Here is a 25,701-nt window from a genome sequence, read left to right on the forward strand (position 1 = left end):
ACCCACCCACGATGAGCGGCACCCTCTACCTGATTCCCAATACCCTCGGCAAGCGCGACGAAGCCGACCCGCTGGCCGACGTGATCCCGGCTGGCGTGCAGCAGGTCGCGGCCGGGCTGGACTACCTCGTCGCCGAGAACGCCAAGACCGCGCGCGCCTTCCTGAAAAAGCTGGGTGAAACCACGCCGCTGGCGCGCCCGATCCAGCAGATCGAGATCCAGGAACTGAATGTCAATACGCGCGCCGACGCCCTGGCGGCGCTGCTGGCGCCGCTGCGGGCCGGACGCGACGGCGGCCTGCTGTCGGAGGCCGGCGTGCCGGCGGTGGCCGACCCCGGCGCCGACCTGGTGCGGCTGGCGCATGCGCGCGGCATCCGCGTGCGGCCACTGGTGGGGCCCAGCTCGATCCTGCTGGCGGTGATGGGCTCGGGCCTGAACGGCCAGAGCTTTGCCTTCAATGGCTACCTGCCGGTCGATGCCAACGAGCGCGCGCAGCGGCTGCGCGAGCTGGAACAGCGCTCGCGCAAGTCCAGCCAGACCCAGGTCTTCATCGAAACGCCGTACCGCAACGGCGCGCTGCTGGAGGCCATGCGCCAGCACTGCGCCGGCACCACGCTGCTGTCCGTGGCGGTCGACCTGACCCTGCCCGGCGAGACCATCGTCACGCTGCCGCTGTCTGACTGGCGCCCAGAGCGAATCGCGCTGCACAAGCGCCCGGCAATCTTCTCGCTGCTCGCCCTCTAGGGCAAACAAGCGGACGGAAAATGACAAAGGGGGCGCTCGCGCCCCCTTTGTTCACTCGCTGCCGCGCCCGGCTTCAGCGCATGCCCTGCATGCCGGTGCTCCACAGCATGGTCTTCATCGCAGCGGTGCCCACGGCCGCGCCAAAGCGCTTGGCCACGCGTTCGGCAATGTTCTCCTTGACCGTGTAGTCGACGATATCCTCGGCCTTGAACAGGTCGCGCGCCACGTACTCGGCACTGCCCAGGCCGTCGGCCAGCCCCAGCGCGACACTGCGTTCGCCCGACCAGAACAGCCCCGAGAACAGCTCCGGGTCGTCCTTGAGCCGGTCGCCACGGCCTTCCTTGACCACGTCGATGAACTGCTCGTGGATCTGCTTGAGCATGGCTTCGGCAAAGGCCTTCTGCTTCGGCACCTGCGGCGAGAACGGGTCGAGCATGCCCTTGTTGGCGCCCGAGGTGTAGAGCCGGCGCTCGACGCCCAGCTTGTCCATCAGACCGGTAAACCCAAAGCCGTCCATCAGCACGCCGATCGAGCCGACGATGCTGGCCTTGTCGACATAAATTTTGTCGGCCGCCGCCGCCACGTAATAGCCGCCGGAAGCACAGATTTCCTCGACCACCACATACAGCGGCTTGGACGGGTAGAGGCCCCGCAGGCGGTGGATCTCGTCGTTGATGATGCCGGCCTGCACCGGCGAGCCGCCGGGGGAATTGATTTTCAGGATCACGCCGGCGGCATTGCTGTCGGCAAAGGCCGCCTGCAGCGAGGCGTTGATCGCTTCGGCGCTGGCCGGCGTGCCGGCGGCGATTTCGCCTTCCAGCGTGACCATCGCGGTGTGCCGGCCCGAGGCGCTGATGGCGCCGTCACCCTTGAAGTCGAACACCGCAAACAGGATCAGCGCCAGCAGGCCGAGGCTGACCAGGCGGAAGAAAATACGCCAGCGCCGCGCCGCGCGCTGCTCGCGCAGCGAGGCGGTCAACACCTTTTCCAGCACATCGCGTTCCCAGCCGCCGCCCACCTGCCCGCTGCTGGTGGCGCCGGCCAGGCGCGCCTTGCGTTCGCGCGCTTCACGCCGCGCGGCGTCATCGCCCGCGCGAAGTTCGTCATCCAGCGGGAAATCGGCACGCGGCGCGGTCACCAGGCGCTCGGACTCGGGCGCGGCCGACCCGCCCTCTGCGGCGGGCTTGCGCTGGTCCGGCTGCCCCGGTTCGTTGGGCGCGTCCGAATCCGGTTTCTGTTGTTCTGTCATGCAAATCGCTCGTGGAAATCCATTCAGGCGCCGCCGCAAGGCTCGGGCGCGCGGTACGGCGCCCGTGGCAGCCAGTAGACCTGGCCATCGCGTTCTTCGACCTGCAGCTTGGCCAGCGCAGCGCCGCGGCAAGGACCGCCAACGCACTCGCCGCTATCCGGCGCGTACACCGCGCCATGAGTGGCGCACATCAAGTATAGGCCCGAGGCATCGAAGAACCGGCCCTCCTGCCAGTCCAGCTCCATCGGCACGTGCGCGCACTGGTTCAGATAGGCATGCGCAACGCCATCGAAGCGCACCACAAAGGCGCCGATCTCGCGCCGGTCGAGCGCCACCGAGAAGCGCACGCCGAGCCCGCCCTCCTGCAATGCATCGGCGGCACACAGCCGCACCGGCGCCTGGCCCGAGGCTGCGTCAGGCATGGGCCAGCAGCCACTCGGTCAGGTCGGCGATCGAACTGGCACAGTGCACCGGCGCCATGGCCCTCAGCGACTCGGCGGGGTGCGCCCCGTAGCAGACCCCCAGGCCCTTGGCGCCGGCGTTGGCCGCCATCTGCAGGTCATGGGTGGTGTCGCCGACCATCACCGTGCGCTCCACGTCCTGACCCAGTTCGCGCGTCAGTTCGTGCAGCATCGCAGGGTGCGGCTTGGAGAAGGTTTCGTCGGCACAGCGGGTGGCGTCGAAGAGCGCGGTCAGGCCGCTTGCTGCCAGCGCGCGCTGCAGGCCGACGCGGGTCTTGCCGGTGGCCACGCCGAGAAAATAGTGTTCTGCGCGCAGCGTTTCGAGCATGTCGCGCACGCCGTCGAACAGCACGAGGTCGGCATCGCGGGTCAGGAAATGGTAACGGTAGCGCTCGGCCAGCCGCGGGTAGTCGGCCGGGTCCAGTGTCGGCACCGCATACGACAGCGCATCCTTCAGCCCCAGCCCGATCACGTGGCTGGCGGCGCTGTCGTCCGGCACCGGCAGGCCCAGGTCGCGGCTGGCGAGCTGGATGCACTTGGCGATGGTCGGGGTCGAGTCCATCAGCGTGCCGTCCCAGTCGAAAACGATCAGGTCAAATTGTTGCCTGGCCATGGAAGTCCTTGTGGCGTTTGAAGCACTGCCCTACTCCGGGGCGTGCAACTCACGCAATTGTTGCAGGAATCCGACGCAGTCGTCGGGCAGCGGCGCTTCCACGGACAACGGCTCGCCGGTGGCCGGGTGGATAAACACCAGCCGGTGCGCGTGCAGGAACATGCGCTTGAGGCCCGGCTTGGCCCCGGAACGCGCCAGCGACTTGTTCAGCGTGAAATCGCCGTATTTTTCATCGCCGACGATCGGAAAACCGGAGTGCGCCAGATGAACGCGGATCTGGTGGGTGCGGCCGGTCTTCAGTTCGGCCTCCAGCAGCGTGAAGCCCGCAAAGGCCTCGACCCGGTTAAACACGGTATGCGAGGCCAGCCCGTCGGCCTGGACCCGCACCCGGCGCTCGCCGTCCGGCGTGCTGTACTTATATAGCGGCAGCTTTACGTGCTGGCGGGCGTTCAGGAATTCTCCGGCCACGCAGGCGAAATAACGCTTGTCCATGGTGTTGCCGCGAATCTGCTCATGCAGGTGGACCAGCGCCGAGCGCTTCTTCGCGAGCACCAGGATCCCGGAAGTCTCGCGGTCCAGCCGGTGCACCAGTTCCAGGAACTTGGCCTGGGGCCGCGACCGGCGCAACTGCTCGATCACCCCGAACGCGACGCCCGAGCCGCCATGCACGGCGACACCCGCCGGCTTGTTGATGACCAGCAGGTGGGCGTCCTCGAATAACACCGGAAATTCTCCGGCAGGCACCGGGGCGCCGGATTGCGCCGCGCTCGCCACCCGCATCGGCGGAATGCGCACCACGTCCCCGGCTTGAAGTCGATAAGTGGCATCGATACGCCCTTTATTGACCCGGACCTCGCCCGAGCGGAGCACGCGGTAAATATGGCTCTTGGGTACCCCCTTGGCCACCTTCAGCAGGAAGTTGTCGATGCGCTGGCCTTCGGAGCCTTCGTCAATCGTGACATACGCCACCTGTGGGCTGGCCGGCGCAGGTTCGGCAGCCTTTTCAATTTGATGGCGTAACTCATTCATTTTCAATATAATTTCCTCGCTGTTCCGGCTCGTGGCCGGCAGCGCAAGACCTGTGTAAGCGATGGATCTTCTAGTTTTATTCGATTTTTCGCATTCTACACTTGGGGTTGCCGTCGACCCCGCCCGTCTCCCGCAATTCGCGTTACGCCAAGCGCCAGACGGGCAAATGGCAGCAAAAAGCAGCACGCACGGTGCCGCCGGCATGCAGGAAGTCGCCCAAAGGTGGCTTCGGCACGGCAGGCGGTGACGTGGGAACTGAGTGTTCAGGTAAAACAGAATTTAAAGGCGGATGCCCAGCCGGCATCCGCTTCGGTGAGAGAAGTCCCGCCCGCACCGGGAAACGGTGCCGGCCGGCAGGTTGACCTGCCGCCTGACTGAAAGTTACCGGCGCCCGGTCGCAGAACTCCAAGAAGTAGTAGGTGCGCCCGCCAGGAGAAGTCAGGCTGCAACGGCAACCATGCCGTGTCCGAAAAATTTGCTCTTTGACGCGTCTAGGCCTTCCGCGGCCGGCCGCGATGCCGCCGGTGCTGGTTGCACCGGCGCCCAGCATCGCCTCCGGCATGGGAATGCGCCGGATGTCTGCGCAAGAGCAGCCTCCGGTGTTCTCTCCTGCCCTGCGGTCGTTACCCCGACGTCATCGCTCTCTTTCACCCGCGCCCAGCCGCTCGCATGTCTTGCGCAGCGGCGCTTTCCGGCAATTCTCGCGCCTCGCTCGCTCCCTCGCGTGCTCCATGGATCGCCGCGGACACCGCCCAGACGGTGCCACCCGCGACACTGGAGTGAGGTATTGCGATGAAACGCATGCTGTTCAACGCGACGCAACAGGAGGAACTGCGCGTCGCCATCGTCGACGGTCAGAAACTGATCGACATCGACATCGAGACCGCCGGGCGCGAACAGCGCAAGGGCAACATCTACAAGGGTGTCATCACCCGCATCGAACCCTCGCTGGAAGCCTGCTTCGTCAATTACGGCGAAGAGCGCCATGGCTTCCTGCCGTTCAAGGAAGTCGCGCGCGCCTTCTTCAAGGAAGGCATCGACGTGCGCAACGCGCGCATCCAGGACGCCCTGCATGAAGGCCAGGAACTGATCGTCCAGGTCGAGAAGGAAGAGCGCGGCAACAAGGGCGCGGCCCTGACCACCTTCATCTCGCTGGCCGGCCGCTACCTGGTGCTGATGCCGAACAACCCGCGCGGCGGCGGCGTGTCGCGCCGCATCGAGGGCGAGGACCGCCAGGAACTGCGCGAGACCATGGCGCAGCTGACCGTGCCGGAAGGCATGAGCATCATCGCCCGCACCGCCGGCATCGGCCGCTCGGCCGAGGAACTGCAGTGGGACCTGAACTACCTGCTGCAACTGTGGAAGGCCATCGACGGCGCCGCCGGCGACAACAAGGCGCCGCTGCTGATCTACCTGGAATCCAGCCTGGTGATCCGCGCCATCCGCGACTACTTCCAGCCGGATATCGGCGAGATCCTGATCGACACCGACGAGATCTACGAACAGGCCCGCGCCTTCATGAGCGTGGTGATGCCTGACAACATGAACCGCGTGAAGAAGTACCGCGACGACGTACCGCTGTTCTCGCGCTTCCAGATCGAGCACCAGATCGAATCGGCCTACTCGCGCATGGTGATGCTGCCGTCGGGCGGCGCCATCGTGATCGACCACACCGAAGCGCTGGTCTCGGTGGATGTGAACTCGGCGCGCGCCACCAAGGGCGCCGACATCGAGGAAACCGCACTGCGCACCAACCTCGAGGCGGCCGACGAGATCGCCCGCCAGCTGCGCCTGCGCGACCTGGGCGGCCTGATCGTGATCGACTTCATCGACATGGAGTCGGGCAAGGCCCAGAAGGACGTGGAGACGCGCCTGAAGGACGCGCTGCGCCACGACCGCGCGCGTGTGCAGATGGGCAAGATCAGCCGCTTCGGCCTGATGGAGCTGTCGCGCCAGCGCCTGCGCCCGTCGCTGTCCGAGGGCTCGCACATCACCTGCCCGCGCTGCAACGGCACCGGCCATATCCGCGATACCGAATCGTCCGCCCTGCAGGTGCTGCGCATCATCCAGGAAGAGGCGATGAAGGAAAACACCGCCGCCATCCACTGCCAGGTGCCGGTGGAAGTAGCCGCCTTCCTGCTGAACGAGAAGCGCCAGGAAATCAACCTGATCGAGCTGCGCTTCAAGGTCAACGTGCTGCTGATCCCGAACAAGCACCTGGAAACGCCGCACTACAAGCTGGAGCGCCTGCGCCACGACGACCCGCGCCTGGAAGACAGCACCGCCAGCTACAAGATGGCCGAGGCTGCCGCCAAGGAACTGGAAGCCGACACCAGCTACAGCAGCCGTCGCAAGGAAGAAGCCAAGCCGCGCCAGGAAGCCGCGGTCAAGGGCATCACGCCCGAGCAGCCCGCCCCGGTCTCGGTGCCGCGCCCCGAGCGCGCCCCGCGCCCGGAAGCCGCTCCGGTGGCGCCGCCCGTGCCGGCCACCAAGCCGGTCGAAGCGGGCGGCTTCATCGCCTGGCTGAAGGGCCTGTTCGGTGCCCGCCCGGCCACCCCGCCGGTGGTGGAGCCGGCCAAGCCCGCAGCCGCCGCGGAAACCCGCAGCGCCGATGGCCGTCGTGAGCGCGGTCCGCGTGGCGATGGCCGCGGCCAGCGTGGCGAGCGCGCCGAACGCGGTGAGCGCGCCGAACGCGGCGAGCGTGGCGAACGTACCGAGCGCGGCGAACGTGGCGAGCGCCAGGGCCGCGGCCAGCGCGGTGAACGAGGCGAGCGCGCCGAGCGTGGCGAACGCCCGGCTGGCGAGCGCGGCGAACCGCGCGAAGGCCGTGGCGAACGCCAGGGCCGCCAGCCGCGCCAGCAAGGCGAAGGCCAGGCCACGCCGGCCGTGGCGCGCCAGGCCGAGGCCGCGCCCGCCGAGCGCGTCCAGGGCGAGCGCGCCGAGGCGCGCCAGGAAGGCCGCCGCGACCGCAACCAGGAACGCCGCGAGCGCCAGCGCGAACGCCAGCGCGAGCGCAGCGAGCTGCGCGAAGCCGAAGCCGGTGAAGCGCCGCAGCCGGAAGCCATCGCTGCCGCCCAGGCCCTGGGCGTACTGCCCGAGGCCTTGACCGAAGACACCCGGGCCCGCGCCGAACTGCCGGAAGGCGCCGAAGGTGTCGCCGAAGGTATCGCCGAAAGCGCGGAGACCGCCGATGGCGAGGAACGCCGCCGCCGCAACCGCCGTGGCCGCAACCGCTATCGCCGCGAACGCGACGAGTCGGTGCAAGGCGTGGCAGGTGAAGGCGAAGGCGCTGCTGCCGAAGGCTTCGCCCCGGCCAGCGCCGAAGCCGGCGCGCCGGCCGAGCCCGCGCCGCAAGTAGCCGTGGCCGCGCAAGCCGCTCCCGAACCCGTCGAAGCCGTCCGCATCGCGGTGCCGGCAGACGTGACGCCGGCACCGGCGGCGCAAGCCACCCCGGCGGTCCAGCCGGTGGCCGCGCAAGCTGCCGAACCTGCCGAAACTGTTACGCCGGTGGTGGCCGTGGCGGTGACCGAGGCGGTGGCCGCCGAAGCCATCGCCGAACCTGCAGTCAGCGCGGCAGTCGAGACCGCCGCGCCGGTCGTGCCGCCCGCCACCCCGGCCCCGGTGCCGGCCCCGGCATCCGCACCGGAACCCGTGCTGGCGCCGGTCGCTGAAACCGCTCCGGCGGCCGAGCCCGCAGCCCGGGCCCCGGCTCCGGTTCCTGCCGCGGCGCTGGCATCGCTGGAAAACCTGGAACCGATGCTGGCCACCGCCGGCCTGCAATGGGTCCATACCGACAGCGACAAGCTGCGCTCGGCCCAGGAAGCCGCCGCCCGCATCGTGCCCGCCCCGCGCGTGCCGCGTGAGCGCAAGCCGCTGCCGCCGCTGCCCCAGGGCCCGATGATCCTGGTGGAAACCGGCAGCCGCGAAGTGCAGATGGCATCGCAGCAGTAGGCGACGCCGCTGCGCTGCAGCCAAAGCATGAAGGGGACGGCCTGGCCGTCCCCTTTTTTCATGGGCGGCGCGCCGGGTGAATCCCCGTCATCACCGCGGGATGCGGATGCCCCGCCCCGGCCTCGGCTAGAATGGCAGCAGAATGCATCCGGCCCCCGAGCGCCCGCGCCACATCGCTTTTTGCGTTGTCGTCCCGCTCCCCGGGCGCCGTGCCACCCACAGGCCATGACCGAATCCGTCATCCCGATTTTCGACCTGCGCGACCATCGCTACCGCTCGATGACGCCCAGCATTCCCGGCAACCTGGTTGCGCCGACTGGCCTGGTGGCCGACCGCCGTGGCCGGCCGCTGCACGACCTGCGCATCTCGGTGACGGACCGCTGCAACTTCCGCTGCGTCTACTGCATGCCGAAGGAAGTGTTCGACAAGGACTACACCTTCCTGCCGCATTCCGAGCTGCTCAGTTTCGAGGAGATCGAGCGCACCGCACGGCTGTTCGTTGCCCACGGCGTCGAGAAGATCCGCCTGACCGGCGGCGAGCCGCTGCTGCGCAAGAACATCGAGCATCTGGTCGAGATGCTGGCGAAGATCGAGACCGTGTCGGGCAAGCCGCTGGACCTGACCCTGACCACCAACGCCTCGCTGCTGGCGCGCAAGGCGCGCGCGCTGCGCGACGCGGGCCTGACGCGCGTCAGCGTCAGCCTGGACGCGATCGACGATGCCACCTTCCGCCGCATGAATGACGTGGATTTCGCCGTCGCCGACGTGCTGCGCGGCATCGAGACCGCGCAGGCGGTTGGCCTGGCGCCGATCAAGGTCAACATGGTGGTCAAGCGCGGCACCAACGATCAGGAAATCGTGCCGATGGCGCGCCACTTCCGCCACAGCGGCATCATCCTGCGCTTCATCGAGTTCATGGACGTCGGCGCCAGCAACCACTGGCAGATGGACGAAGTGCTGCCGTCGGCCGAAGTGGTGAAGCGCATCGATGCCGAATTCCCGCTCGAGCCGGTGCAGGCCAACTATGCCGGCGAAACCGCCGAACGCTGGCGCTACCGCGACGGCGCCGGCGAGGTCGGCGTGATCTCCAGCGTCACCCACGCCTTCTGCGGCGACTGCAGCCGCATCCGGCTTTCCACCGAAGGCCGGCTCTACCTGTGCCTGTTCGCCACCGAGGGCTTCGACCTGCGCGCGCTGCTGCGCGGCGGCTACAGCGACCTGGAAATCTCCAACGCGATCGCGCAGGTCTGGCAAGGCCGCACCGACAACTATTCCGAGCAGCGCAGCGACCCGGCAGTGCGCGCCAGGCGCGCCGAGCGCAAGATCGAGATGTCCTATATTGGCGGCTGACCCCGCCGCACACTCAATCCATGATTGCACGCGACGATATCACCGGCCTGATCCTCGCAGGCGGCAGGGGCAGCCGCATGGGCGGCACCGACAAGGGCCTGCAGCCGCTGCAGGGCACGCCGATGGCCATGCACACGATGATGCGGCTGACGCCCCAGGTGGGCGGGCTGATGATCAACGCCAACCGCAACCTGGCCGCCTACGAGTCCTTCGGCGTGCCGGTCTACACCGACAGCGTGCCCGACTTCGCCGGCCCGCTGGCCGGGATGCTGGCCGGGCTGGAACAATGCGCGACTCCCTGGATGGTGACGGCGCCGTGCGATTCGCCGTTCCTGCCCGCCGATCTGGTGGCGCGCCTGGCCCAGGCGCTCGAGGCCGAGGGTGCCGAGCTGGCGATGCCGGTGACGCTGGACCCCGACGGGCGGCGCCAGACCCAGCCGGTGTTCTGCCTGATGCCGGTCAGTGCGCTCGACAGCCTGGTGGCTTATCTTTCCGGGGGCGGCCGCAAGATCGAGACCTGGGCCGCCTCGCACCGGCTGGCCGAAGTGTTGTTCGACGACGCCGCGGCCTTTGCCAATATCAACACCCTGGACGAACTGCGCGCGCACGAGGCGCGCTGAATCCCCGCCACCGCCGACCGCCGAGCCGCCATGCCCTCCCTGCAAGCCGTCATTTCCTGCCTGTCCGACTACGATCCCACCGCGCTGCCGGTGGACCACGCCAACCGCATCATCGGCGAGGTGGTCGAGCCGGTGCGCGGCATCGAGCAGCTGCCGATCCGCAGTGCGCTGGACCGGGTACTGGCCGAGGACATCGTCTCGACCATCGACGTGCCGGCGCATGACAACTCGGCGATGGACGGTTATGCCTTCCAGGGCGCGGCCCTGGCCGCGGCGCAGACCGCCACGGTCGAGCTCGAGGTGATCGGCAGCGCGCTGGCCGGCGGCACCGGCGCGCTGGCCCCCACCGCGGTGCAGGCGGTGCGCATCATGACCGGCGCGGTGATGCCGGCCGGCTGCGATACCGTGGTGCCGCAGGAGTTCGTCGAAACCGTCGGCGGCAGCGCGCGCATCCGCTTTGCCGCGGACTGCGTCCGCATCGGCGACAACCGGCGCCTGCGCGGCGAGGACCTGGCCCGCGGCCAGGCCGCGCTGCAGGCCGGGCGCATCCTGCAGCCGGCCGATCTTGGTCTGCTGGCGTCACTGGGCGTGGCCGAGGTGCGCGTGCGCAGGCGCCTGCGCGTGGCGTTCTTCTCCACCGGCGACGAGCTGCGCTCGATCGGCGAGCCGCTCGATCCGGGCTGTGTCTACGACTCTAACCGCTACACGCTGCACGGCATGCTGCGCCGGATGAACGTGGACCTGCTCGACATGGGCGTGGTGCGCGACGATCCCGAGTCGCTCGAAGCCGCTTTCCGCACCGCCTGCGAGAGCGCCGACGCGGTCATCACCTCGGGCGGGGTCTCGGTCGGCGAGGCCGACCACACCAAGCAGATCATGGCGCGCCTGGGCGATGTCACGTTCTGGAAGATCGCCATGCGCCCGGGCCGGCCGATGGCCTTCGGCCGCATCCAGGCCGACGGCGCGGGCGCGCATTCCGCGCTGCTGTTCGGCCTGCCCGGCAATCCGGTGGCGGTGATGGTCACCTTCTACCATTTCGTGCGCGCGGCGCTGCACCGGCTGATGGGCGCGACGGTGCCGCCGCTGCCGCTGCTGCGCGTGCGCAGCGCGCAGGCGATCCGCAAGAAGCCGGGGCGCACCGAGTACCAGCGCGGCATCCTGGCGCGCGCCGGCGACGGCGAGTGGGAGGTGCGCATCACCGGCCAGCAAGGCTCGGGCGTGCTGCGCTCGATGAGCGAGGCCAACTGCTTTATCGTGCTCGGCCACGAGCAGGATTCGGTCAAGGCCGGCGACGCGGTCGAGGTGATGCTGTTCGACGGGCTGGTTTGACCGGCACGGCGGGGCCTGCGCGCAACCATTCGCTACTCGATCGTAGCAATGTGTCGTTTTTGTGCTGCACATTTGCCGCCGCGGCACCGTTGCCGCAGGGCTTTCGGCTGCCCCGCGGCCGCCGGGCTATGCTTGGCATCGGCCAATCGCTACACTTGGCGCACGATTCAGAAACATTCGAGTATCCCCCGTCATGAATCAGGAGATTGCGTACCTCCACCCCGTCAAGACCGCCCGCGCGCTGGTGCTGGTCTACCTGTGCTTCTCCCTGCCGATCGTGTCGCTGGGCCTGTTCGTTACCTTCGTCCGCTATGGTGACCTGCCGGCGATCACGGTCTTCAGCGCGATCATCCTCAATGCACTGATCGGCTTCGGCCTGCTGTGGCTGGCCTGCAAGGCCTATAACTGGGTCGCTGCCCGTTTCGGCGGCATCGAGGTCCACGTGCGCGAGCTGTCCCCCGAAGAAGACCGCTGAACGGCGCACTGCCAGTCCCGGCCGGGCGCCACGCCGGCCGCCTTTCCAGCTTTCCCCGCCGCCGGCCCTGTTGCGCTCAGGCCTGGCTGTTTTCCGCGCGATCAGCATTTTCCGGCGCGCCGTCCGCCGCTGCTTCCAGACCGAGGCCAAGCAGCTGCTGCGCGGCTTCGCCCGGCAGCGCCTCCACCGTGCGCAGCTTGCGCGCCATCTGCCGCGTGCGCACCTCGGCCTGTTCGATATTGCGCGCGGCCCGCTCGAGCGTATCGCGGGTCTTGGCCAGCACGTCGCCGAACTTGCCGAATTCGGTCTTGACCGCGCCCAGCACTTCCCACACCTCGCTCGAGCGCTTCTCCAGCGCCAGCGTGCGAAAACCCATCTGCAGGCTGTTCAGCAGCGCGGTCAGCGTGGTCGGGCCGGCCACGGTCACGCGATAGTCGCGCTGCAGCTGGTCGGTCAGGCCGGGACGGCGCAGCACCTCGGCATAAAGCCCTTCGGTCGGCAGGAACAGGATGGCAAAGTCCGTGGTCTGCGGCGGCGCCAGGTATTTTTCGGCGATGGTCTGGGCCTCGCGCCGCAGTGCCAGTTCCAGTTCGCGGCCGAACGCCAGCACGCCGTCCGGATCGCCGCGCTCCTGCGCGTCCACCAGGCGCTCGTACTGCTCCTTCGGAAACTTGGCGTCGACCGGCAGCCAGACCGGCGCATGGTCCGCCCCCGCCGCCTTGCCGGGCAGGCGGATGGCAAACTCGACGCGCGCACCCGAGTTGCGCACGGTCTCGACGTTCTTGCCGTACTGCTCCGGCGTCAGCATCTGCTCCAGCAGCATTTCCAGCTGCACCTCGCCCCAGGTGCCGCGCGACTTCACGTTGGTCAGCACCTTCTTCAGGTCGCCCACGCCCTGCGCCAGCACCTGCATTTCGCCGAGGCCGCGATGCACCTGCTCGAGCCGGTCCGACACCAGCCGGAACGATTCGCCCAGCCGCTGCTCCAGCGTCGCGTGCAGCTTCTCGTCGACGGTGCGGCGCATTTCCTCGAGCTTGGCGGCATTGTTGGCCTCGATGTCCTGCAGCTTCTGCTCCAGCGTGGCGCGGACCTCGGCCAGGCGCCGCTCGTTGGCCTCGGACAGTTGCGCCAGCTGCTGCTGCAGGCCGTCGCCGAAGCGGCGCAGCGTGCCGGCCTGCTCGTCGCGCGCCTGCTGCGACTGCAGCATCAGGTGCTGGCGCACCTGCTCCAGTTGCTGGGTGTTGGTCTCGGTCAGCTTGGCCAGCTGCTGCGCGAAGGTGTCGATCTGGTTGTTCTGCAGCGTGGCGATGCCGGTCAGCTGCGACGACAGCGCCTGCTGGAAACTCAGCATCTGCTGCGCCGACTCGCCGCGGCTGCCGCGCGCGGCCTCGGCCACCTCGGTGCGCACCTCCCGCTCCAGCCGTTCCATGCCGCGTGCCTGCTCCAGCCGCATCTGGTCGAGCTGCCGCGCCATGCCGGCCCCGGATGAGCCGGCCTGCTGGCGCAGCAACACGATGGCCAGCAGCACGAGCGCGAGCAGCGCCGCGGCCAGCGTCAGGAACGGAATCAGGGTCATGCGAAAACCTCAGCGGCGATGCGGCATCACTTCAGGGTTGATCACGGTGGGCGGATGGCCGGCGCGCGGGCCCTGGTCGAGCGCCGCGATCAGGTTGTCGGCAGCGAGGATGGCCATGGCGCGGCGGGTTTTCTCGGACGCGCTGGCGATATGCGGCGTCAGCACGACGTTGGGCACGGTCAGCAGGTCCGGATGGACCGACGGCTCGCCCTCGAACACATCGAGGCCGGCGCCAAAGATGCGCTTGTCGCGCAGCGCCTGCGCCAGCGCGGCGTCGTCGACGATGCCGCCGCGCGCCAGGTTCACCAGCGTCGCGGTAGGCTTCATCAGCGCCAGTTCGGCGGCGCCGATGGCGTGGTGGCTTTGCGGGCCATAGGGCAGCACCAGCAGCAGATGGTCGGACTGGCGCAGCAGCGCTTCCTTGCTGACATAGCGGGCGTTGAGCGCGCGCTCGGTCTCGGCCGGCAGCTGGCTGCGGTTGTGGTACAGCACGTTCATGCCAAACCCGCCCGCGCGCCGCGCCAGGGCCTGGCCGATGCGGCCCATGCCGAGGATGCCCAGCGTGCTGCCGTACAGGTCCATGCCGACCAGCATGTCGTAGCTCCAGCGCTGCCACTTGCCGGCGCGCAGATAGTGCTCGGCCTCGGTCACGCGGCGCGCGGTTGCCATCAGCAGGGCCCAGCCGAAGTCGGCGGTGGTTTCCGTCAGCACGTCCGGCGTATTGGTGGCGACGATGCCCGCGGCGGTCAGCGCCGGCAGGTCCAGGTTGTTGTAGCCGACCGCCATGTTGCAGACCGCGCGCAGCGCCGGCAGCCCGGCGATGACCCCGGCGTCGATACGGTCGGCGGCATTGGCCAGCACGCCGGCCTTGCCGGCCAGCCGCGCCTTCAGCGCCGCGGCGTCCAGTACCGCGTCCTGCTGGTTGTCGTCGACGTCGAAATACTGCGCCAGGTGCGCGATGACCTCGGGATAGATGGCGCGGGTGACCAGGACGGACGGCTTCATGGCATCAGATATGGAAGAAGAGGAAGGTCATGATGACGAACAGCGGCACCAGGAAAATACCTGAATACAGCATGTAGCCGAAGAAGCTCGGCATGCGCACGCCGCGGTTTTCGGCGATGGCCTTGACCATCAGGTTGGGCGCATTGCCAATATAGGTGTTGGCGCCCATGAACACCGCCCCGGCCGAGATCGCGGCCAGCGTCGAGGCATCGCGCGTCATCAGCGTGGCGGGATCGCCACCGGCGGTATTGAAGAACACCAGGTAGGTCGGCGCGTTGTCGAGGAAGGACGACAGCACGCCCGTCGCCCAGAAATACATGCTGTCGACCGGCTGGCCGTTGGCGTCGCTGACCGCGCGGATCACTCCCGCGAAGGCGCCGTCGGTCCCCGCCTTCAGCATGGCGATGACCGGGATGATGGTCAGGAAGATGCCGGCGAACAGCTTGCCGACCTCGAGGATGGGCTCCCAGTTGAATTCATTGCCCACGCGCGCCGAGCGCGGCGTGACCAGCAGCGACACCACCGCCACCACCACCAGCAAGGCGTCGCGCACCGCGGCCTGCAGCGGCACCTCGGTGCCCATGAGGTCGAACGAGATCCCCGGCTTCCACAGCCCGCTCATCAGCACCAGGCTGACCACCGCCAGCAGCAGCACGAAGTTGAACTTGCCTTCGATGGCGATGCCGCCCGAATCCGGGGTGGGATCGACTGGCAGCTGCTCTTCCTTGTTGCGGTAGTAGTGACGGTCGACCAGGTAGAACACCAGCAGCAGCGCCGCGCAGATAAAGAGCGTTTCCGGGAAGATGTTGCGCAGGGTCCAGAAGAAGTCGACGCCCTTCAGGAAGCCCAGGAACAGCGGCGGGTCTCCCAGCGGCGTCAGCGAGCCGCCGGCGTTGGCCACCAGGAAGATAAAGAACACCACCACGTGCGCCACGTGGCGGCGATTGTCATTGGCGCGCAACAGCGGCCGGATCAGCAGCATGGCCGCGCCGGTGGTACCCATGAAGCTGGCCAGGAACGTGCCCAGCGCCAGGATGCCGGTATTGAGCCCCGGCGTGCCGTGCAGGTTGCCGCGCACGCAGATGCCGCCGGCCACGATATAGAGCGTGGTGATCAGCGCGATGAACGGAATGTACTCGGCCAGAAGCGCATGGACCGTGCTGGCCGCGGCGGCATGCGCGCCGAACACGAGCGCGAACGGCAGCAGGAACAGCAGACCCCAGCCGGCGGCGATCTTGCCGTAATGGTGGTGCCAGAACTTCGGCCCCAGCAGCGGCCACAGCGCGATCGACAGCAGGATGCCGGCAAAGGGCAGCCCCCACAGCGGCGACAGCGATGCCCCGTCGAGCTCGGCGGCATGGCCGGCGGCGGGAAAGGCGGCCAGCACGGCCAGCAGTGGCAACAGCACGGGGGCACGTCGCATCAGGCAGGATCTCCTCGAACAATGCAGCGCTCATGGGCGCACGCGGCGCGATGCCAAAGCATCGCGGGCAAGCCTGCAAGTGTAATGCAAGGCCCTGCCCGCGCTTCCTCATGCGCCGTGCATTTTCGGATTGCGGCGCGCTGGCTTCGCGCCACGTGGCTCAGGCCGAGTCGACCAGGATCACATGCACGCGGTACGGGCCGTGCGCGCCCAGCACGATGGTCTGTTCGATATCGCCGGTGCGCGAAGGTCCGCTGATGATGTTGGTGGCGCGCGGCAGCTCACCGCGCTCGCTGCGCACCAGGGCAAACGCATCTTCCAGGCCGGCAACGATGCGCGAGCGCGGCACCACCGCGACATGGGTCTCGGGCAGCAGCGCGGCCGAGGCGAAGGTAGCCGGGCCGGACAGCAGCATCAGCGAGCCGGTCTCGGCAATCGCGCAGAAGCAGCCGGTGATGCCGACCAGGTCGCCATGCTCGCGGTCGGCCACGGCGTCGCGCACCGGTGGGCGGCATTCCACCGCGAGCCCCGCGTCCTGCCACGGCAACGGGCCGAACTCATCCCAGGCGACCGCGCGGCGCACCAGGGCCAGGCTGTCGAGGTAGCGCACCGTGGCGGCGGGCACCTCGGCCATGGTCGCGACCCGGTCGACAGTCGACGCCATGCGCTGCGCCTGCGCCAGGAAGGCTTCGGCGAGGTCGGGCGCGGCGGCCGGACGCGGGCCCTGCGGATGGCGGGCCAGGTAATCGGCAACGGCGCCGCGCTCTCCCGCGCTCGGCCGGGCCGGCCTGCCCTGGGCGGCACGGATGCGGGCAAAGATGCGGTCGCGGGCGTCGTTGGTTTCCATGGGGCCTGGCTGGAGTAGCAATGCGCAAAGGCGCGATGCGGCGATTATAGGGTCGATAAGGCGGGGTCGATACAGCGGGCGCCGTGCCCGAGCTCGCTACGCGGCGGGCTGCACCGAATACACCTGGCGCAGGTAGGCCAGGTAGCCGGGATCGTCGCACATGGTCTTTTCGGGCGTGTCAGACAGCTTGGCCACGGGCTGGCCGTTACAGCGCACCATCTTCAGCACGATCTGCAGCGGCGTGTAGCCGAGGTCGTTGGTCAGGTTGGTGCCGACGCCGAACGCCAGCCGGCAGCGGCCGTGGAAGCGCTGGTACAGCTCGATCACGCGCGGGATGTCGAGGCTGTCGCTGAAGATCAGCGTCTTGGTGCGCGGGTCGACGCGGTTGGCGGCATAGTGGGCCACCATGCGCTCGCCCCACAGCACCGGATCGCCGGAATCGTGGCGCACCCCGTCGAAGAGCTTGCAGAAATACAGGTCGAAGTCGCGCAGGAAGGCGTCGAAGCCATAGGTGTCCGACAGCGCGATGCCCAGGTCACCGCGGTACTCGCGTGCCCAGCGCTCCAGCGCAAACACCTGCGAATCGCGCAGCCGCGGCCCCAGCGCCTGGCAGGCCTGCAGGTACTCATGCGCCATCGTGCCCAGCGGCACCATGTTGTGCAGGCGCGCGAAGTGGACGTTGCTGGTGCCGGCCAGCTGCGGTCCCAGCAGGCGCCGCATGGTCAGCAGCACCTCTTCCTGCCAGTCGCGCGAGAAACGCCGGCGCGTGCCGTAGTCGGCGATGACGCAATCGCCCAGCTCGGGCGCCTTCAGCAGCGCCAGCTTGGTTTCCAGCCGGCGGCGGCCTTCGGCCAGGTCGGGCCGCGGCTGGGTGCGGCGGAAGTAGACCTCGTTGACGATGGCCAGCACCGGCACTTCGAACAGGATGGTGTGCAGCCACGGGCCGGCGATGGCAATCTCGATCTCGCCGTTGCCCAGCGGCGACGGGCGCACCGAGACATATTTCTCGTTCAGGTGGAACAGCCCGAGAAAATCGACGAAGTCGCTCTTGATAAAGCGCAGGCCGCGCAGGTAGGCCAGTTCTTCCTCGGTGAAGCGCAGCTGGCACAGGTGCGCCACCTCGGCGCGGATCTCGTCGATATACGGGGTGAGATCGATGCCCGCGTTGCGGCACTTGAAGCGGTATTCCACTTGCGCCTGCGGGAACTGATGCAGCACCACCTGCATCATGGTGAATTTGTACAGGTCGGTGTCGAGCAGAGACTGGATGATCATAGCGGGGCAGACGGCGATGCCGGGTCAGAACGCCATGCTACCTGAAGTCCGGCCGCTGCCGGCTGGCCCGGTGGTGCCACGCAGCATGCTCAAACGCAGGCAAAGCCGCTGACCGCAGAGCGTGCGTTAAATCAAAAGTACATAAAGAAATAAGAAAACTATCTGATCCGGCTATATAGACCCGCTATCCTTGCCAGAAGGCTCGGCTACAATACCGGTTTCCGAAAGGCCTCGGCCGGCGCTCGCCCAGCCCATGCTGCCATGCGGCACGCGGGCACCCCCATGTGGTGGATGCGGCGCGTCTCGCCGGCAAGAAGCGGCCCCACAGTTTCCCATTAAAAGCCGACCCGTTTTCCTGGAACCGAAATGACTCACGTTGTCACCGAATCCTGCATCCGTTGCCGCTACACAGACTGCGTTGACGTGTGTCCGGTCGATTGTTTCCGCGAGGGCCCCAACTTCCTGGCCATCGACCCGGATGAGTGCATCGACTGCGCCGTGTGCGTGGCCGAATGCCCGGTGAACGCCATTTACGCCGAGGAAGACGTCCCGGGCGACCAGCAGCAGTTTATCGAGCTGAATGCCGAACTGGCGCGCGCCTGGCCTTCCATCACCAAGACCAAGGCCCCGCTGGCCGAGGCCGAAGAATGGAAGGACGCCACCGACAAGCTGCAGTACCTGGAGCGCTGAGCGCGCCGGGCAGCAAAGAAAGCCGTCCCCACGCGCTTTCCGCAATGCCGGGCACCCGCGTGCCCAACCAACGTATCAGGACGAATATGGACTTGAGCATTCCAAATCCCGTTGCCGACACGACCAGGCAGGTCGAGGGCGGCAGCCCCGCAGGCGGCCAGCCGCTGGAAATCGACGCGCTGATCGTCGGTGCCGGCCCGGTCGGTCTGTTCCAGGTGTTCGAACTGGGCCTGCTCGAAATCAAGGCCCACGTCATCGATTCCCTGAAGGTCGTTGGCGGCCAGTGCGTCGAGCTGTATCCGGACAAGCCCATCTACGATATCCCGGCCGTGCCCAGCTGCACCGGCCAGGAACTGACCGACAACCTGCTCAAGCAGATCGAGCCGTTCGAGCCCACCTTCCACCTGGGCCAGGAAGTCTCCGTGGTCGAGCGCCGTGAAGACGGCCGCTTCTTCGTCGAGACCTCGCTCGGCACGCGCTTCATCACCAAGACCATTTTCATCGCCGCCGGCGTGGGCTCGTTCCAGCCGCGCACGCTGAAGGTCGATGGCATTGACAAGTTCGACGGCAAGCAGCTGTTCTACCGCGTCAAGGACCCGAGCCGCTTCCACGGCCGCAACCTGGTCATCGTCGGCGGCGGCGACTCGGCGCTGGACTGGACCCTGGACCTGGTCGGCAAGGCCGAGTCGGTGGTGATGATCCACCGCCGCGACGGCTTCCGTGCCGCGCCGGCGTCGGTCGCCAAGATGAAGGAACTGTGCGAGCAGATGGAAATGCAGTTCCTGGTCGGCCAGATCAGCGGCTATGAAGAGAAAGACGGCGTGCTCACCGAGATCAAGGTGTCCGGCGCCGACGGCGTGACCCGCCGCCTGCCGCTCGACGACCTGCTGGTGTTCTTCGGGCTGTCGCCCAAGCTGGGCCCGATCGCCGAATGGGGCCTGGACCTGGAGCGCAAGCAGATCAAGGTGGACACGGAGAAATTCCAGACCAATATCCCCGGTATCTTCGCGGTCGGCGATATCAACACCTATCCCGGCAAGAAGAAGCTGATCCTGTCGGGGTTCCACGAAGCCGCGCTGGCCGCGTTCGGTGCTGCGCCGTATATCTTCCCCGAGAAGAAGATCCACATGCAGTACACCACCACCTCGCCGAAACTGCACAAGGTGCTGGGCGTGGAATCGCCGGTGTTCGACTGAACCTTCGCGGACCCCGCAGAAAAAAACCGCCGCGAGGCGGTTTTTTTTTCTGGCACAAAGGCGGAACCGTCGCTATAATGCGGCCTCGCTGTTCGGCGCCCACGGCCTCGAAGCCGGCGTCCAGCCTCTCTGGATCGCACGCCAGGCAGCAAGCCGGCCTTCCCCGCACCCCCGCGACGAGAACTAAAATGTCGAAAGGGTGTTGACGAAGAAAAGAGAAACTGGCTATAATTTCTTTCTCAGCTGTTCCCCGATAGCTCAGTCGGTAGAGCGACGGACTGTTAATCCGCAGGTCCCTGGTTCGAGCCCAGGTCGGGGAGCCAACCGATACGGAAGCCCGGTGCAAACGCACCGGGCTTTTTCGTTTGCGGGTCGCAAATGGCTTTGGTTCGGGGCTGCCCCAGCGCCCCGCCCTTCGTTTTACCCCTGCAACGTAGCGCCTGCGGCCTTCAGCGCCACGACGATAGCCTCTGCATTGGCTTCGACCCGATGCAGCGGCCCAGCCACCGACATCCCGTAGACAACGCCGCCGAGCGATACCGGCATCGCGATCGCCCCCAAGTCGGGGAAAGACTCGCCGAAATTCGGATACCACCCCTGCGTCTGCCATTGCTGCATCGCCGCCTCGAATACCCGCAGCGAGTCCACCGTGCGGCCGGTGCGCGACGCAAAGGAAGCGCCGGCCAGCAATTCCGCGCGGCTTTCCATGGTCATGGTGCCGAGGATGGCGCGGCCGATCGAATTGACATGCGCGTCGCGCAGCTCGCCCGGCGCGGCGATATAGCGCACGGGATTGGACGATTCGCGCACTTCCAGATACAGCACGCGGCCGTCGTCCTGCAGCTTGCCGAATACCACGGTCTCGCCGGTAATGTCGCGCAGCGATTCCAGCACCGGCTGCACGCGCTCCAGCAGCGGGTCATTGCGGGCGATGCGCTGCGCGATGTCGAGCAGCCGGCGCGTCGGGTAGTAGCCCTGGCGGCGCCCGGTCTCGTACAGATAGCCCAGCGAGGCCAGCGTGCGGATCAGTCCCAGGCAGCTCGACATCGGCGCGCCCAGCAGCTTGGCCAGCTCGGTCAGCGTCAGCGAGCGGCCTTCGCGCGCATAGATTTCCATGATTTCGATCACGCGCAGCGCCGTCTTGACGCTGCCGTAACCGGACTTTTCCGCCACTTCGTTTGCTGCCATCGCTTGGCTTCCTCGACTTCAGTATCCGTTGGCCGGGATTGTACGCGGCGGCGGCGCGGGTCAGTCCTCCTGACCTGGGGCTGGCGGCAAGGCCTGCGGCCAGCTGCGGATATTGCCGGGCGTGCGCGAGAAGCGCGTGGGAATGCCGACGCCGCGCAGGCGCCCTTCGCTTGGATGGTCGTATTCGAACATCATGCCGGTGGCGCGCAGGTGCGGGTCGTCGGCAAGGCTGTCGAAGTGCGGCACCTCGCTGTGCGGGATGTCGGCATCGCGCAGCAGCGCGAGCCATTCGGCAGTGGTGCGCTGCGCGACGATCTCGGCCAGCGTGGCATAGAGCGCGTCGATATTGGCGCTGCGCGCGGCCGGCGTCGCGTAGCGCGGATCGCTGGCCAGCGGTGCATGTCCGGAGACATCGAAGAAGCGCTGCCATTGCGCGCTGGTGTAGGGAAGCAGCGCGATATGCCCGTCGCGGGTGCGATACGGCTTGCGGTGCAGCGACATCACGCGCGGATAGCCGGCCGGGCCGAGCGGCGGCACGAAAGTCTGCCCGGCCAGCTGTTCGGTGGCCAGGAACGACACCAGCGTCTCGAACATCGGCACCTCGATGGCCTGGCCGCGGCCAGAGCGCTCGCGCTCGTACAGCGCCATCGGAATCGCATAGGCCACGGTCAGCCCGGCGACCTTGTCGGCAAGGATGGTGTTGACGTACTGCGGCCCTTCGTTCGAGTTGGCGCCCTGGAACTGCGCCATGCCGCTACGCGCCTGGATGATGTCGTCGAAGGCCGGCGCGCCGGCGTACGGCCCTGACTCCGAATAGCCATAGGCGCCGCAGTAGATCAGCCGCGGATGGCCGGCGCACAGCGAGGCATAGTCCAGGCCGAGCTTGCGCAGCGACTGCGGCCGCACGTTCGAGACAAAGACATCGGCGCCGGCGATGAGCGTCTTCAGCGCCGCCAGGTCGTCGGGCTGCTTCACGTCCAGCACCACGAACTGCTTGTTGCGGTTCAGGTTGAGGAAGCTCGCGCCCATGGCGGCGTGCCGCGCCGGCTCGGCGTGGCGGAATACGTCGCCGGCCGGCGGCTCGACCTTGATCACCTCGGCGCCCATGTCGCCGAGGATCTGCGTGGCATACGGTCCCATCGCCACCGAAGTCATGTCGATCACGCGGATCCCGGCCAGCGGCCCGGTCGCCGCACTGGCCTGCACTGGCTTGTCTTGCATCGCCGCTCCCGCTCAGTACGACTTGGGCAAGCCCAGCACGCGCTCGGCGATAAAGCACAGGATCAGCTGCGGGCTGACCGGCGCGATGCGCGGGATATAGGATTCGCGCAGCAGCCGCTCGACCCGGTACTCGCGCGAATAGCCCATGCCGCCCAGCGTCAGGATCGCGGTCTGGCAGGCATTGTGGCCGGCCTCGGCGGCCAGGTACTTGGCGGCGTTGGCCTCGGCCCCGCAGGACTGGCCCGCGTCGTAGCGGGCCGCGGCCTTGAGCATCATCAGGTTGGCCGACTCCAGCTGCATCCACGCCTGCGCCAGCGGATGCTGCACGCCCTGGTTCATGCCGATGGGGCGGCCGAACACCACGCGCTCCTTGGCATACTGCGTGGCGATGGCCAGCGCCGCGCGGCCTAGCCCGATGGCCTCGGCGGCGATCAGGATGCGCTCGGGGTTGAGTCCGTGCAGGATGTACTCGAAGCCCTTGCCCTCTTCGCCGATGCGGTCTTCGTCGGGGATGAACAGGTCGTCGATGAACAGCATGTTGGTGTCGACGGCGGCGCGGCCCATCTTGTCGATCTCGCGGATCTCGATCTTGCTGCGGTCGACTTTCGTATAGAACAGCGACAGCCCCTCGGTCGATTTCTTCACCGACTCCAGCGGCGTGGTACGCGCCAGCAGCAGCATGCGGTCGGCCACCTGCGCGGTCGAGATCCAGATCTTGCGCCCACTCACCGAATAGCCGCCCGGCACCTTGCGCGCAAAGGTCTTGAGCTTGGTGGTGTCGAGCCCCGCATCGGGCTCGGTCACGCCGAAGCATGCCTTCTCCTGGCCGGCGATCAGCGGCGGCAGGAAGCGGCCCTTCTGCGCGTCGGTGCCGAACACCACCACCGGGTTCAGGCCGAACACGTTCATGTGCACCGCCGACGCGCCGGTCATGCCCGCCCCCGACTGCGAGATGGTCTGCATCACCAGCGCCGCCTCCAGGATGCCCAGCCCCGCGCCGCCGAAGGCCTCGGGCATGGCCACGCCGAGCCAGCCGCCTTCGCACAGCGTCTGGTAGAACGCGTGCGGATAGGTGCCGGACTTGTCGAGGCGGTCCCAGTATTCCATGTCGAATTGCGCGCAGACCTGCTGCACCGCCTCGACGATGGCGGCCTGTTGTTCGGAGAGATCGAAATTCATCGCGTTACCTGCTTGCTGTCGTTGTCTGTTCGATGGTGTCTTATTCCGGCTGGATGCCCGCGTCCTTCACCAGCCGCGCCCACTTCTGCAACTCGGCCGCGACAAACTGGCTAAGCTCCGCCGGCGTGCTGCCGAACGGCTCGAAGCCGAGCGCGTGGAACTGCGCCGCATGCTGCTTGCTGGTGGCGATCGCCACCAGCTCGCGGTTCAGGCGCTCGACCACCGGCGCCGGCACCCCGGCCGGCGCGAACACGCCGTTCCACGAGGTCACGTCGAAGCCTTTCAGCTCAGGCACGCTCGCCAGCGGCGGCAGGTCCGGCAGCAGCGCACTGCGCTGCGCGGTGGTGACCGCCAGCGCGCGCAGCTTGCCGGCGCGCACGTTGGCGATGCCGGCGGCAAAGTCGACGAACATGGCCTGCACCTGGCCGCCCATCACGTCGGTCATCGCCGGCGGCGTGCTCTTGTACGGCACGTGCAGCATCTTCAGCCCCGCCATCTTCGACAGCGTCGCGCCCGAGACGATGCCGGTGCTGTTGCCGCTGGCATAGGTCAGGCCCGGATGCGCCTTGGCATAGTCGACGAACTCGCGCAGCGTCTTGACCGGCAGCGCCGGGTTGACCACCAGCATGAACGGCAGGTTGCCCATGCGCGAGATCGGCGTGAAATCCTTGACCGGGTCATAGCGCAACTGCTTCATCAGCGATGGGTTGGCCGAATGCGTGGTGTTGGTGGTCATGAACAGCGTGTAACCGTCGGCGGGCGCCTTGGCCACGAACTCGGCGGCGATGGTGCCGTTGGCGCCGGGCTTGTTGTCGACCACCACCGGCTGCTGCAGCGACTCGCCCAGATACTTCGCGGTCAGGCGCGCCACCGCATCGGTGCCGCTGCCGGCGGCAAACGGCACCACCAGGCGCAACGGCTTGGAAGGGAATTCATCTACGGCAAGCGCCGGGATCGCGGCCAGCGCCGCGCTGCAACCCAGCACCAGGCCGGCCAAAGCGTTCTTGAAGGACTTCACGGTGGTTGTCTCCTGTCGTTTTATGCCCTGCCCGTGACCGCCGCGCCTCAGGCGGGCCGTATCACGCGTTCAGGGGATTCCTCGTAGGGCGGGGAATAGATCACCAGAATCTTCGCCGGCTCATCGCTGACCACCGTGAAGACGTGCATCTGGTCGGGCGGGAAGAAGCAGCAATCGCCCGGACCGAGCTCCCGGCGCTGGCCGCCGACCTCGGCAATGGCGCGCCCTTCCAGCACATAGCAGACCTGTTCGATGCCGGGATGCGCGTGCGGCAACGCGCCCTTACCCTTCTCGATGGTGCCGTGGATCACTTCCAGGTGGCGCGAACCGACGGTCTCCGGCGCGATCAGCCGGCGGTTGAGCGTGCCGACATGGTTGGCGGGGTGGTAGCCCTCGACCTCTTCGGTCGAGATGAAATACACGGGTTGGTCCGCCATGCGGTTCTCCTGCCTGAATTCATGTTTGTGAAAAATAGTTTATACACATGAATTCAGACGTCAAACGATTTTGATGCGTTTGCGGGTTTACCGGGAGGGAATGGACGGGTCCGCGCCGCGCGTTGGAAACGATGCGCTATCATGCGGATGTCCGCGGCGCCGAAGTGCTCTCAAAATAACTATCAGCCACGTGCCATCACGCGTACATTGCACTGCATTCTTGACAGCGCCGTCGTATACATGCCATAGTTACGGGCGTATAGCATTCATGGAAACCGGTACTGTCAGGCTCCCGTAATGTTCGGACCTGGCGCTATCACCCCTGACACTGGTTGCACGGACTGAAACGTCCACATCTTTCAGGTTCGCGGGGGCGCACCAGGGCATCGCCCCGCGTGCAATACCAGTCGCTCCGGCGACCGCAGTTTCCCCCCGTGTGAACCAGCCGCCCCGGCGGCAATCCCCTAAAGGACTGAATTGACTAAGATCGTCTTGAAACCCGGTGAGCCCGTTGAAGTTGCAATGCGGCGTTTCCGTCGTGCCATTCTGCAGACTGGCCTGATCGTTGAACTCAAGAGCCGTACCGCTTACGAGAAGCCGACGACCGAGCGCAAGCGCAAGAAGAAGGCCGCCGAAGCACGCCTGCGCAAGCGCCTGCGCATGCAGATGCTGCCGAAGAAGATGTACTGATTGCGGTACGCTTCTCTGCCCGGCATCGCCAGGCATAAAAACCGCCAGTTCGCTGGCGGTTTTTTTATGCCCGCGTGCCGCGGCATACGCGTCCGCGCCAGCACGGCTCTGCTGCAGTGCGCCACCTGAGCGCCGC

The 25,701-nt window shown here is 67.3% G+C and carries 23 protein-coding genes and 1 tRNA gene; 10 read left to right on the forward strand and 14 right to left on the reverse strand.

Annotated features, from left to right (window positions below; genetic code table 11):
* Positions 1–11: 11 nt before the first annotated feature.
* A complete protein-coding gene (locus A3AG_RS0109460) occupies positions 12–743 on the forward strand; it encodes an SAM-dependent methyltransferase (protein WP_018005163.1) in 732 nt (243 codons plus the stop codon).
* A gap of 73 nt (positions 744–816) precedes the next feature.
* On the opposite strand, the gene A3AG_RS0109465 is transcribed toward A3AG_RS0109460, so the two are convergent.
* From A3AG_RS0109465 to A3AG_RS0109480, 4 genes are read right to left on the reverse strand one after another with little or no spacing between them, the layout of a single operon-like run.
* Positions 817–1,992, reverse strand: a complete 1,176-nt coding sequence (locus A3AG_RS0109465) for a S49 family peptidase (RefSeq protein ID WP_018005164.1) — start codon at positions 1,990–1,992, stop codon at positions 817–819.
* Between the two features lie 23 nt (positions 1,993–2,015).
* Positions 2,016–2,414, reverse strand: a complete 399-nt coding sequence (locus tag A3AG_RS0109470) for a Rieske (2Fe-2S) protein (RefSeq protein WP_018005165.1) — start codon at positions 2,412–2,414, stop codon at positions 2,016–2,018.
* Entirely contained in the window at positions 2,407–3,066 is a 660-nt protein-coding gene (locus tag A3AG_RS0109475; RefSeq protein ID WP_018005166.1) for an HAD-IA family hydrolase, read from the reverse strand. Before A3AG_RS0109475 ends, A3AG_RS0109470 begins: the two co-directional genes overlap by 8 nt.
* Before the next feature lie 30 nt (positions 3,067–3,096).
* Positions 3,097–4,095 carry an RluA family pseudouridine synthase gene (locus tag A3AG_RS0109480; RefSeq protein WP_018005167.1) on the reverse strand — a complete coding sequence of 333 codons (999 nt, stop codon included), beginning with the start codon at positions 4,093–4,095 and terminating at the stop codon, positions 3,097–3,099.
* 792 nt (positions 4,096–4,887) lie between these two features.
* Between A3AG_RS0109480 and A3AG_RS0109485 the strand changes: the two genes are divergently transcribed.
* The 5 genes from A3AG_RS0109485 (at position 4,888) to A3AG_RS0109505 (ending at position 11,820) form a co-directional block, all read left to right on the forward strand.
* A complete protein-coding gene (locus tag A3AG_RS0109485) occupies positions 4,888–8,046 on the forward strand; it encodes an Rne/Rng family ribonuclease (protein ID WP_018005168.1) in 3,159 nt (1,052 codons plus the stop codon).
* Between the two features lie 225 nt (positions 8,047–8,271).
* A complete protein-coding gene (gene moaA, locus A3AG_RS0109490; RefSeq protein ID WP_026164074.1) occupies positions 8,272–9,396 on the forward strand; it encodes a GTP 3',8-cyclase MoaA in 1,125 nt (374 codons plus the stop codon).
* Positions 9,397–9,416: 20 nt separating this feature from the next.
* Positions 9,417–10,016: a molybdenum cofactor guanylyltransferase MobA gene (mobA, locus tag A3AG_RS0109495; protein ID WP_018005170.1), complete on the forward strand. Its 600-nt coding sequence runs from the start codon at positions 9,417–9,419 to the stop codon at positions 10,014–10,016.
* A gap of 30 nt (positions 10,017–10,046) precedes the next feature.
* Positions 10,047–11,345 (forward strand): molybdopterin molybdotransferase MoeA, encoded by a 1,299-nt coding sequence (moeA, locus tag A3AG_RS0109500; protein ID WP_018005171.1) that lies wholly within the window; start codon positions 10,047–10,049, stop codon positions 11,343–11,345.
* Between the two features lie 193 nt (positions 11,346–11,538).
* The gene (locus tag A3AG_RS0109505; RefSeq protein ID WP_018005172.1) at positions 11,539–11,820 is read left to right on the forward strand and encodes a hypothetical protein; all 282 of its coding nucleotides are present in this window, start codon (positions 11,539–11,541) and stop codon (positions 11,818–11,820) included.
* 76 nt (positions 11,821–11,896) lie between these two features.
* Here A3AG_RS0109505 and A3AG_RS0109510 read toward each other — a convergent pair whose 3' ends face one another.
* The 5 genes from A3AG_RS0109510 to pncB all read right to left on the reverse strand — a co-directional run bounded on the left by A3AG_RS0109510 (position 11,897) and on the right by pncB (position 17,946).
* On the reverse strand, positions 11,897–13,396 hold the full coding sequence (locus tag A3AG_RS0109510; RefSeq protein WP_018005173.1) for a DNA recombination protein RmuC: 1,500 nt from the start codon (positions 13,394–13,396) through the stop codon (positions 11,897–11,899).
* Between the two features lie 9 nt (positions 13,397–13,405).
* The gene (locus A3AG_RS0109515) at positions 13,406–14,401 is read right to left on the reverse strand and encodes a 2-hydroxyacid dehydrogenase (RefSeq protein WP_018005174.1); all 996 of its coding nucleotides are present in this window, start codon (positions 14,399–14,401) and stop codon (positions 13,406–13,408) included.
* Between the two features lie 4 nt (positions 14,402–14,405).
* Complete coding sequence (locus A3AG_RS0109520) at positions 14,406–15,824, reverse strand: sodium:proton antiporter (RefSeq protein ID WP_018005175.1); 1,419 nt, start codon at positions 15,822–15,824, stop codon at positions 14,406–14,408.
* Positions 15,825–15,984: 160 nt separating this feature from the next.
* A complete protein-coding gene (locus A3AG_RS0109525; protein WP_018005176.1) occupies positions 15,985–16,671 on the reverse strand; it encodes a LutC/YkgG family protein in 687 nt (228 codons plus the stop codon).
* A 96-nt stretch (positions 16,672–16,767) separates the two neighbouring features.
* Positions 16,768–17,946 carry a nicotinate phosphoribosyltransferase gene (gene pncB / locus A3AG_RS0109530; RefSeq protein WP_018005177.1) on the reverse strand — a complete coding sequence of 393 codons (1,179 nt, stop codon included), beginning with the start codon at positions 17,944–17,946 and terminating at the stop codon, positions 16,768–16,770.
* A 366-nt stretch (positions 17,947–18,312) separates the two neighbouring features.
* Here pncB and fdxA point away from each other — a divergent pair, with 366 nt between their 5' ends.
* The 3 genes from fdxA to A3AG_RS0109545 all read left to right on the forward strand — a co-directional run bounded on the left by fdxA (position 18,313) and on the right by A3AG_RS0109545 (position 20,155).
* On the forward strand, positions 18,313–18,636 hold the full coding sequence (fdxA, locus tag A3AG_RS0109535) for a ferredoxin FdxA (RefSeq protein WP_012353337.1): 324 nt from the start codon (positions 18,313–18,315) through the stop codon (positions 18,634–18,636).
* Between the two features lie 86 nt (positions 18,637–18,722).
* Positions 18,723–19,832: an NAD(P)/FAD-dependent oxidoreductase gene (locus tag A3AG_RS0109540; protein WP_026164075.1), complete on the forward strand. Its 1,110-nt coding sequence runs from the start codon at positions 18,723–18,725 to the stop codon at positions 19,830–19,832.
* A gap of 247 nt (positions 19,833–20,079) precedes the next feature.
* Positions 20,080–20,155 (forward strand) — tRNA-Asn (locus tag A3AG_RS0109545).
* A gap of 97 nt (positions 20,156–20,252) precedes the next feature.
* Here A3AG_RS0109545 and A3AG_RS0109550 read toward each other — a convergent pair.
* Genes A3AG_RS0109550 through A3AG_RS0109570 form a run of 5 tightly spaced genes read right to left on the reverse strand, consistent with a single transcriptional unit; the run spans position 20,253 to position 24,875 of the window.
* A complete protein-coding gene (locus A3AG_RS0109550; RefSeq protein ID WP_018005179.1) occupies positions 20,253–21,020 on the reverse strand; it encodes an IclR family transcriptional regulator in 768 nt (255 codons plus the stop codon).
* 60 nt (positions 21,021–21,080) lie between these two features.
* Positions 21,081–22,241 (reverse strand): CaiB/BaiF CoA transferase family protein, encoded by a 1,161-nt coding sequence (locus tag A3AG_RS0109555; RefSeq protein ID WP_018005180.1) that lies wholly within the window; start codon positions 22,239–22,241, stop codon positions 21,081–21,083.
* Between the two features lie 12 nt (positions 22,242–22,253).
* Positions 22,254–23,420, reverse strand: coding sequence for an acyl-CoA dehydrogenase family protein (locus A3AG_RS0109560; protein WP_018005181.1), 1,167 nt, complete (start codon positions 23,418–23,420; stop codon positions 22,254–22,256).
* Positions 23,421–23,460: 40 nt separating this feature from the next.
* Positions 23,461–24,438, reverse strand: coding sequence for a Bug family tripartite tricarboxylate transporter substrate binding protein (locus A3AG_RS0109565; protein ID WP_018005182.1), 978 nt, complete (start codon positions 24,436–24,438; stop codon positions 23,461–23,463).
* 47 nt (positions 24,439–24,485) lie between these two features.
* Positions 24,486–24,875: a cupin domain-containing protein gene (locus tag A3AG_RS0109570; RefSeq protein ID WP_018005183.1), complete on the reverse strand. Its 390-nt coding sequence runs from the start codon at positions 24,873–24,875 to the stop codon at positions 24,486–24,488.
* A gap of 477 nt (positions 24,876–25,352) precedes the next feature.
* On the opposite strand from A3AG_RS0109570, the gene rpsU reads away from it, so the two are divergent.
* Positions 25,353–25,565 (forward strand): 30S ribosomal protein S21, encoded by a 213-nt coding sequence (rpsU, locus tag A3AG_RS0109575; protein WP_010814647.1) that lies wholly within the window; start codon positions 25,353–25,355, stop codon positions 25,563–25,565.
* Positions 25,566–25,701: the final 136 nt, after the last annotated feature.

The sequence above is a fragment of the Cupriavidus neocaledonicus genome (assembly GCF_000372525.1).
GTDB lineage: Bacteria > Pseudomonadota > Gammaproteobacteria > Burkholderiales > Burkholderiaceae > Cupriavidus > Cupriavidus neocaledonicus.

What these genes read in the sequence shown, in the direction of transcription:
- A3AG_RS0109460 (WP_018005163.1), top strand. Translation starts at nt 12, where the DNA reads ATGAGCGGCACCCTCTACCTGATTCCCAATACCCTCGGCAAGCGCGAC.
- A3AG_RS0109465 (WP_018005164.1), bottom strand. Translation starts at nt 1,992, where the DNA reads ATGACAGAACAACAGAAACCGGATTCGGACGCGCCCAACGAACCGGGG.
- A3AG_RS0109470 (WP_018005165.1), bottom strand. Translation starts at nt 2,414, where the DNA reads ATGCCTGACGCAGCCTCGGGCCAGGCGCCGGTGCGGCTGTGTGCCGCC.
- A3AG_RS0109475 (WP_018005166.1), bottom strand. Translation starts at nt 3,066, where the DNA reads ATGGCCAGGCAACAATTTGACCTGATCGTTTTCGACTGGGACGGCACG.
- A3AG_RS0109480 (WP_018005167.1), bottom strand. Translation starts at nt 4,095, where the DNA reads ATGAATGAGTTACGCCATCAAATTGAAAAGGCTGCCGAACCTGCGCCG.
- A3AG_RS0109485 (WP_018005168.1), top strand. Translation starts at nt 4,888, where the DNA reads ATGAAACGCATGCTGTTCAACGCGACGCAACAGGAGGAACTGCGCGTC.
- moaA (WP_026164074.1), top strand. Translation starts at nt 8,272, where the DNA reads ATGACCGAATCCGTCATCCCGATTTTCGACCTGCGCGACCATCGCTAC.
- mobA (WP_018005170.1), top strand. Translation starts at nt 9,417, where the DNA reads ATGATTGCACGCGACGATATCACCGGCCTGATCCTCGCAGGCGGCAGG.
- moeA (WP_018005171.1), top strand. Translation starts at nt 10,047, where the DNA reads ATGCCCTCCCTGCAAGCCGTCATTTCCTGCCTGTCCGACTACGATCCC.
- A3AG_RS0109505 (WP_018005172.1), top strand. Translation starts at nt 11,539, where the DNA reads ATGAATCAGGAGATTGCGTACCTCCACCCCGTCAAGACCGCCCGCGCG.
- A3AG_RS0109510 (WP_018005173.1), bottom strand. Translation starts at nt 13,396, where the DNA reads ATGACCCTGATTCCGTTCCTGACGCTGGCCGCGGCGCTGCTCGCGCTC.
- A3AG_RS0109515 (WP_018005174.1), bottom strand. Translation starts at nt 14,401, where the DNA reads ATGAAGCCGTCCGTCCTGGTCACCCGCGCCATCTATCCCGAGGTCATC.
- A3AG_RS0109520 (WP_018005175.1), bottom strand. Translation starts at nt 15,824, where the DNA reads ATGCGACGTGCCCCCGTGCTGTTGCCACTGCTGGCCGTGCTGGCCGCC.
- A3AG_RS0109525 (WP_018005176.1), bottom strand. Translation starts at nt 16,671, where the DNA reads ATGGAAACCAACGACGCCCGCGACCGCATCTTTGCCCGCATCCGTGCC.
- pncB (WP_018005177.1), bottom strand. Translation starts at nt 17,946, where the DNA reads ATGATCATCCAGTCTCTGCTCGACACCGACCTGTACAAATTCACCATG.
- fdxA (WP_012353337.1), top strand. Translation starts at nt 18,313, where the DNA reads ATGACTCACGTTGTCACCGAATCCTGCATCCGTTGCCGCTACACAGAC.
- A3AG_RS0109540 (WP_026164075.1), top strand. Translation starts at nt 18,723, where the DNA reads ATGGACTTGAGCATTCCAAATCCCGTTGCCGACACGACCAGGCAGGTC.
- A3AG_RS0109550 (WP_018005179.1), bottom strand. Translation starts at nt 21,020, where the DNA reads ATGGCAGCAAACGAAGTGGCGGAAAAGTCCGGTTACGGCAGCGTCAAG.
- A3AG_RS0109555 (WP_018005180.1), bottom strand. Translation starts at nt 22,241, where the DNA reads ATGCAAGACAAGCCAGTGCAGGCCAGTGCGGCGACCGGGCCGCTGGCC.
- A3AG_RS0109560 (WP_018005181.1), bottom strand. Translation starts at nt 23,420, where the DNA reads ATGAATTTCGATCTCTCCGAACAACAGGCCGCCATCGTCGAGGCGGTG.
- A3AG_RS0109570 (WP_018005183.1), bottom strand. Translation starts at nt 24,875, where the DNA reads ATGGCGGACCAACCCGTGTATTTCATCTCGACCGAAGAGGTCGAGGGC.